Origin of the sequence: Lactococcus sp. DD01 (genome assembly GCF_001578715.1) — a bacterium.
GTDB classification, from domain to species: domain Bacteria; phylum Bacillota; class Bacilli; order Lactobacillales; family Streptococcaceae; genus Lactococcus; species Lactococcus petauri.
The window spans coordinates 240,009-247,272 of sequence record NZ_KQ968939.1 but is presented as its reverse complement, the minus strand read 5'-3'; the positions used below and the strand labels follow the sequence as shown (position 1 = coordinate 247,272).

Sequence of the window (7,264 nt, the reverse complement as noted above, 5' to 3'; positions counted from 1 at the left end):
AAGTATTTGGGATCTCCAGAAAAATTCGTCCCATGGAATGATTCAAAGAAAAAGCAATCATTTCTTACTTTGACGCTTTTTTTCTTATTTTTTTGGAGATTTAAAATTGTCTTTTTAGCCGTAATTCGTATTGTCTTATTACTTATAATACGTCCAATAACAGGATATTTTTTCAATTTTAAATAATGCTTTCGTAATTTTGAAAAAACTTCTTCGTCCTGTATAGTTGAATTAGAAATTTCATTTTGGATGTCACGTATTTCTTTTTTTGTTAAAGGAGGAGTTTTTCTATAAGAAGCTTGTTTTTTTCCTTTTATATTCTCTAAAATTTTTTCACTATAGCTTTTAGATGGTGTCATGATTTGGTTAAGACTTTCTGCCATCTCTGTACTAGTCAATGATAACTGTGTTGCTTCTAATAAAGTAGCAGAATCCGCAAATATATCTTTAGTCAGCCATCTTATTGCTTTAACCTCAGAAAAATTCTCATATATTACACCATCATCACCTTTATAAACGCAAGCTATTTTTGAATCAGCAATAGATTCAATAATGGAATAGCCCAGGGTTTCTAATGGTGAAGTTGATAGATAAATATAGTTACTAGGTAGTGCTCTATTTATAAATACATTTTTTTTTAGATCATAGTACGCTATTAAGTTTTTATATAAAACTTCTCCAATACCTTCTCCTTGAATATAAAAACAAATATCTTTATTTCCTAAATAATTAATAATATAATCCATTAATTTTATTGAATAGGCTATATCCTTTTCTCTTTCCGAAAAACGAGAAACAACTGCAAAATTATGTGTTAAGTTATTAGATTTACATTCCGTATCTATAATATGGCATAAACTAACTCTTTGAGAAAAAACTCTATCAAAAGAAAACCTTTGAATAAAGTCTTTTTTTATCCCCTCTGTTGCAACCCTTATATATGAAAAATAGGGTAATTCAAGTTTTAATTCATCACTTAGATATAAAAGAGGGGCATGGATTTCACCTAAAACAATTGAATTTGGTCTTTGCATTCTAAGAAACCTACCAATAGCAAAAAAACTTTCTCGAGTTATGAAATATAAGCTTTTATCATTTTCATCATAATCGATATCAAATAGCTCATCAAGATTTTTCAAATTTACAGAACTCATAAAAGGCTCACGTAAAATTAGCTCTACTCTATCATGTATACTAAAATCACAAAAATTATAGTAATTTAATTCATTTTCTTCGTCCTTATAAAATTCATAAAGCGTATTTAAATTACTTCTTGACGTGCCTCCTATACCAAATATATTGTACCCAATTACTGATATTTTCATTTTTCTTTCTCACTCCCCTTCTTGCTTAAATATAATCTGATATTCTATCTCTAATTTTCATATGTAAATTGGATCCAATGATTAAAATTGCAATCATAAGAAGTATAAAGCCCACATTATACATCCCTTTTTCCCAAAACCAGGCTCTCCCAAATGCTATATCCCTATACCCTTCTATTAGATAATAAAAAGGATTAATCAATTGTGATTGAATCAAAAATTGAGGAATAATTTTAAAATGATCCAATGAAAAAATGACACCTGATCCATACATTAAAAATCTAAAGATATAATTCAAAAAGAATTTAAAATCAGGAAATACAACTTCGATTGAAGAACATAAAAGTGACATTGCTAAGGAAAAAATAATCAACATGGGGAAGTAATATAGCAATTGCAACCAATACATGGATGGATAGTAGCCTGAAAACATTGCAATAATTAATCCCATTCCCACCATGATGTATAATTCTGTTAAAAAGCCAAACATTGATGCTGTAGGCATAATGCTTACAGGGAATTTCATTTTCGCAGTCGTTTTAAATTGTGTAGAAACACTCTTTGCTCCAGTTACAATAACATGCTGCATAAAAGAATATACGCCCATACCAATAAACATCCAAGGCAGTGGGGGAAGACCATCTGGAGCCGAGCGGTTCATCAATACGCCAAAAATAATATAGTTGATGGCAAGTTGTACTAGAGGATCCAAAATTTCCCATATGCGTCCAAACTTATTTTGCATCGACGTGCTTTTGGTACTGTATTTTGATAAATTGATAGCTATAGGAAAATATTTAATCTGCTCTTTAAGGTAAAGAATAGCATCTTTCATTATTGAATTACCCCTCCATCTGGTTGCTCTGTGGTTGCATCGGCTGCTGTTGTTGGTAAATTTATAGTTTGACCTGGTCGGATAACATCAAAGTCAATTCCTGGATTAACCGCTTGAATTGCATCCACAGTTAAGCCTTTACTTTCAGCGATACTTCCTAGCGATTCCCCCGCTTGAATCACATATGTTGTTTCCTCTGATGAACTTGTCGCTGTGTCTGCCTCGCTTGTACTTGCAACAGTTTCACTTGTGCTTAATTCCGGAGTAGGTTGAGAAGTAGCATCTTCATTTTCTGAGCTTGAAGAAACATCTGTAGAACTCACTGTTGTTTTATTCCTTTGTTTATTTTTACTAGATACATCCTTCGGTTTAAAAAGGTTTTGTGAGAAAAATTTTACGGGGTGTTGGACTGATTTTTTCAATGTCGTGTTACTCAAAGAAACGAGAGTAATCCAGAGAAAAACCAGTATACAGAGTGCCACTACTATTTTTGAGAAGAAAGATAGTTTGTGATTGTCTTTCTTCTTTTTCAAACTTTGGGTCACTTCACGATTAACACGACGACTTTTCGAAGAACTTTGACTGATAATTTCTTTTTTTAACTCCTCAACAGAGTAGTCAAATTGGGCTTGACGTTGTTCTTGTTTATAAGCTTCTTGTTCTTTTTTTGATAAGGATTTAAACCAACGGACAAACTTTTCATACTCTGGTATAACCTCCTCTGGTGTTCCATATGCCTTGACTTCTCCGTAATTCAACCAAATAACGCGATCACTCCACTCTTTAACCGTGCGCATATCATGTGAAACCATCAAGATTGTTTTCCCTTGGTCCCGAAATTCAAACATTTTCTTTTTCGATTTGTCAACAAAGGTTTTATCACCAACAGAGAGTCCTTCATCAATAATCATAATGTCAGGATCTTGATGTGCCATGATAGAAAAACCCAGTTTTGCCTTCATACCTGAGGAATACGTTTTAACGGGTTGGTCAATAAAAGGTCCAAGTTCAGAAAAATCAATAATATCCTGCATCTTGGCTTTTATTTCCTTATTTTTCATACCGACCATCAAGCCCTTCAGACGGATATTTTCACGTCCAGAAAGATTGTTTTGCATGCCTGCATTAGCTGCAATAATCGAAACGTCACCATTAATTTCAACTTGTCCTGTAGTTTGCGCAATTTGACCGCTAATGATATTAGAAAGTGTTGATTTTCCTGCACCATTCAGCCCAATGACTCCGACACACTCTCCTTCAAGTATTTCAAAGCTTACATTACGTAAAGCCCAAAAATCTTTCTGACTTTTTTCATTTGCGCCTATTAAAGATTTTGCCTTGTTCCGTGTATCTTTCACCGGCAGCATCTCAAATTTCTTCGACAAATACTCGGCTTTTATTTTGCTGTTCTTCACGTGTATCCATTCTCCCTTGACATTTCTACCCTATGTCCCATACTTTAAAATATTTAATTAAATCGTAACAAAATACGTTTTGAGCGTATTTTTACTGTATGATTTCTAATGATTTTCGGTTTTACCTAGAATAATTTCATCATAAGTGATATTAAATAAAGCAAGGGTTCTTTCCAACGTTTCTTTAGAAATTCGAGAGGAGTCTTTTTCTAATTCTTCAACTTCAGCTATAGTCAAATTCAATTTATCTGCTAGTAATTTCTTTGACAAACCTTCTTTTTCTCTCCAACCTTTTAAAGAATTCTGTTGCATAAAGACCTCTTTTCTTCATTTGAACATAAATTAACACAATACTCTTATTACAATACGTTATTAGTGAATATTCAAGGACTATCTAGACTATTTTTCTTGATTGATACTATATTTAACGCTATAATAAAGAAATGGATACTCAAGAACATCGCGCTATTATCGCAGCTAATATTAAAAAGTATCTTCAGATGAGCGGTATAAAGCAGAAAGATTTTGCTTCTAAAATTGGGATAGTACCTTCTACTTTATCAGATTACCTTAATATGCGAATTACACCTTCACAAGGTGTAATTCAAAAAATGGCCGATATTTTGGGAGTTGAAAAATCTGATATTGATACTACCTATAAAAACAAACTTTCTCTTAACCTTGATCGCCTGATTGATGAGGCCCTTTTCTATAAAAAGGAAATAATCGAAGAGAAAGATCGTGAATTCTTTAAAAAAACACTTGATGCTTATTTCCACTCTAAAAACAAGAATTAATCTGTAAAAAGTAAAAAGCTATCTTTACCTGATAGCTTTTTGTTTATTTTTCAAATTAAATTTTTATAGTTATTTATTTTTCCCATGTTTTCTATTTTATTTCGGGATTTGATGGGAGATATTTTTTCAAAACAAAGATCATTTTTATAAAAAGAAGCAAGATTAATCTAAGCTTTTCATTTGTGATATAATATTGTTGTTATCTGTTCTCTACTTTTCATAGGAAGAGATTGGAAATCTATATTATAAATTTTTTATATTAGGGGTCATCATTACACGATAAAGTTCTTCTTCTTTCGAAAAAGTATCTTTTTCATAGGGATCCAATAATATAGGAAAATTAAAAATTTAAGAAAGCAGTAGAAAATATATTTTGAACATTAATGATTTTGATTTTAACTTACCAGAAGAACTTATCGCCCAAACACCTCTTGAAAAGCGTTCTGAGTCAAAGCTTTTAGTCTTGGATAAAGAAAGCCATTCTATGGAAGATAAACACTTCTATGATATTGTGGATGAGCTTAATCCTGGTGATGCCCTTGTCCTCAATAATACCCGTGTCCTTCCTGCACGTCTTTATGGTGTTAAGCCAGAAACTCAAGGACATGTTGAACTTCTCCTTCTTAAGAACACTGAAGGTGATCGGTGGGAAACTTTAGCTAAGCCCGCAAAACGGATGCGCATTGGTCAAGAACTTTCTTTTGGCGATGAACGTTTAAAAGCAACAGTTGTTGAAGAATTGGAACATGGCGGACGTATCGTTGAATTTAGTTACGATGGTATCTTCCTTGAAGTTTTAGAAAGTTTAGGCGAAATGCCACTTCCGCCTTATATTCATGAAAAACTAGAAGATCAAGAACGTTATCAAACCGTCTTTGCAAAAGAAAACGGATCTGCTGCAGCACCAACCGCCGGCTTACATTACACACCTGAGCTATTAGACAAGATTCGTGCTAAGGGTGTTCATGTTGTGGAACTTACTTTACATGTCGGTTTGGGTACTTTCCGTCCCGTGAGCGTTGATAATATTGAAGAACACCATATGCATAGTGAATTCTATCAATTGTCGGAAGAGGCTGCGGCAACACTTCGTGCTGTTAAAGCATCTGGACATCGTGTCATTGCTTGCGGTACAACATCTATCCGTACATTGGAAACGATTGGAACAAAATTTAATGGAGATATTCAAGCAGATTCTGGCTGGACAGATATCTTTATCAAACCTGGCTATCAATGGAAAGTCGTTGATGCTTTCAACACTAACTTCCACTTGCCAAAATCAACACTTGTTATGTTGGTTGCTGCTTTTGCGGGGCAAGATTTTATCCTTGAAGCTTACCAACATGCAATTGATGAGCACTATCGCTTCTTCAGCTTTGGCGATGCGATGTTCGTAAAATAAATGAGTTTTCTTAATTTAGCACTCACTAAGGATTTTATTTCTGTGCTTTCAGATGGGCAAATTACCGAAAATGATCAAGCTATTCGTACGCATTTTAAAAAATTTTATGTGAGTCCCAATGGCTTTTTAGTCGGGATTACAGGTTTTCATAAGATAAGTGAAGAAATTCTGGTACAACTCCATTATCAACCGCAACTCATGCCCTTAGAAGCTCAGGAATTTCTTCTCAGCGCATTGCTACGCTATAAGGACAAACGCTACGGTTTAACTAAAAAAGTAGCTTACAATGCTGTAATTGCCTTCTTTAGTAATGGACAGCCACAAGCAAGAACCTATCATATTGAAGAAGGAATACTTTCAACGAAGGACTATCTTGGTTCAAGTTTAATTTCCTTTCCTCCTGATGATATTGACTTTGATCCTAATAAGCTGGTTAGCACTTATCTAAAAGATGGACAATCTCTCCTACCTAAGATACAGTTGTTGCAGCGTAACGCCCTTTACCGGATTGCTGAAAGCTCAAAGACTGTCAATAAAACAGTCTTCCAAGAAGTAATAAAAAAAGAGACACAGCGTTGAGTCTCTTTTTTTATTTTACCCATATCCAAGGGATAATATGCCAAATAAATCCCAATAAGATTGAGAACATAATGATAAACAAGATATAAACAAAATATTCCATACCCTCTTCTACTTTTTTCCAAAATTTTTTCATTTTGTTCGTTCCAATTCTTCTTTTAATTTTAGATAAAACCTTGGTCTGTAGCTAGTTCTAACCTGCGGTACTCTCTTGGGAAGAATTGACGTAAATCATCCATGTTATAACCAACTTGGACTTTATTCTCATCTAAAACTATCGGTGAACGAAGTAGGTATGCATTCCGAGATAAATATTCTAGACCTTCGTCCAGATTCATTTCTAAAAGCATTTCTAAACTATTCTGTGTCTGTGGATTACTCATGCTCGACCGTTTAGTAATCGTCTCAATTCCTCCATCCATATAGGATAAAATTTTTTGCAAGTCTTGCTTAGAAATTTCACCAATTCTTTTCATATCTACATTTATTTTATACTTTTCAAACCATGACTTTGCTTTTTGGCTAGAACCGCAGCCTTGTCTATAGTAAAATTTAATCATACTTTCCTCCTGTATTCTTTAAATAAGAAAATAGGAAGTGACTTATTCTTCTGTACAACGAGACTCTTCCGATATTTTTGAGTTATTTTATTTCTCATAATAAAAATTATATATTAATTCTATGAGAAAATAAGATAAAGCTTGGCTAATACAAAGCACCTTTCTTTATCTAAAAAAAACTTTCCAATAATTTGGAAAGCTTTTTATAAATTATTATTTGGAAAAATAAGGATTGGTTTTAAAAAGAACATCGAGAAGTGCAACACTAACTACTGCTACAATCATCGCCTTAATAATTGCTCCTAAAATAAAAGGAGCAAAACCAATACCAAAGGCTGTTCCCCAAGGTGC

General features: G+C 33.4%; 7 protein-coding genes and 1 pseudogene. 3 read left to right on the top strand and 5 right to left on the bottom strand.

Translation table 11 applies throughout. The annotated features are described in order from the left end of the window. From LACDD01_RS12170 to LACDD01_RS01225, 4 genes and pseudogenes are all read right to left on the bottom strand, one after another. Window positions 1-1,325, bottom strand: a pseudogene (locus tag LACDD01_RS12170) (hypothetical protein); the annotation flags it as partial. A 25-nt stretch (window positions 1,326-1,350) separates the two neighbouring features. Beyond that, window positions 1,351-2,160, bottom strand: a complete 810-nt coding sequence (locus tag LACDD01_RS01235; protein ID WP_061412863.1) for an ABC transporter permease — start codon at window positions 2,158-2,160, stop codon at window positions 1,351-1,353. Beyond that, the gene (locus LACDD01_RS01230) at window positions 2,160-3,575 is read right to left on the bottom strand and encodes an ATP-binding cassette domain-containing protein (RefSeq protein WP_061412860.1); all 1,416 of its coding nucleotides are present in this window, start codon (window positions 3,573-3,575) and stop codon (window positions 2,160-2,162) included. The genes LACDD01_RS01235 and LACDD01_RS01230 overlap by 1 nt, the downstream gene beginning before the upstream one ends. Before the next feature lie 105 nt (window positions 3,576-3,680). After that, a complete protein-coding gene (locus LACDD01_RS01225) occupies window positions 3,681-3,887 on the bottom strand; it encodes a helix-turn-helix domain-containing protein (RefSeq protein WP_023889692.1) in 207 nt (68 codons plus the stop codon). Between the two features lie 131 nt (window positions 3,888-4,018). Here LACDD01_RS01225 and LACDD01_RS01220 point away from each other — a divergent pair, with 131 nt between their 5' ends. From LACDD01_RS01220 to LACDD01_RS01210, 3 genes are all read left to right on the top strand, one after another. After that, on the top strand, window positions 4,019-4,372 hold the full coding sequence (locus LACDD01_RS01220) for a helix-turn-helix domain-containing protein (protein ID WP_014025010.1): 354 nt from the start codon (window positions 4,019-4,021) through the stop codon (window positions 4,370-4,372). Window positions 4,373-4,745: 373 nt separating this feature from the next. Beyond that, the gene (gene queA, locus LACDD01_RS01215; RefSeq protein ID WP_061412857.1) at window positions 4,746-5,774 is read left to right on the top strand and encodes a tRNA preQ1(34) S-adenosylmethionine ribosyltransferase-isomerase QueA; all 1,029 of its coding nucleotides are present in this window, start codon (window positions 4,746-4,748) and stop codon (window positions 5,772-5,774) included. Next, window positions 5,775-6,353, top strand: a complete 579-nt coding sequence (locus tag LACDD01_RS01210; protein WP_061412854.1) for a hypothetical protein — start codon at window positions 5,775-5,777, stop codon at window positions 6,351-6,353. A 164-nt stretch (window positions 6,354-6,517) separates the two neighbouring features. Here the strand turns inward: LACDD01_RS01210 and LACDD01_RS01205 are convergent, their stop codons facing one another. After that, window positions 6,518-6,913 (bottom strand): ArsC/Spx/MgsR family protein, encoded by a 396-nt coding sequence (locus tag LACDD01_RS01205; RefSeq protein ID WP_019293126.1) that lies wholly within the window; start codon window positions 6,911-6,913, stop codon window positions 6,518-6,520. Window positions 6,914-7,264 lie beyond the last annotated feature (351 nt).

Coding starts and splice junctions, on each gene's coding strand:
- LACDD01_RS01210 (WP_061412854.1), top strand. CDS start 5,775: ATGAGTTTTCTTAATTTAGCACTCACTAAGGATTTTATTTCTGTGCTT.
- LACDD01_RS01205 (WP_019293126.1), bottom strand. CDS start 6,913: ATGATTAAATTTTACTATAGACAAGGCTGCGGTTCTAGCCAAAAAGCA.
- LACDD01_RS01220 (WP_014025010.1), top strand. CDS start 4,019: ATGGATACTCAAGAACATCGCGCTATTATCGCAGCTAATATTAAAAAG.
- LACDD01_RS01235 (WP_061412863.1), bottom strand. CDS start 2,160: ATGAAAGATGCTATTCTTTACCTTAAAGAGCAGATTAAATATTTTCCT.
- LACDD01_RS01225 (WP_023889692.1), bottom strand. CDS start 3,887: ATGCAACAGAATTCTTTAAAAGGTTGGAGAGAAAAAGAAGGTTTGTCA.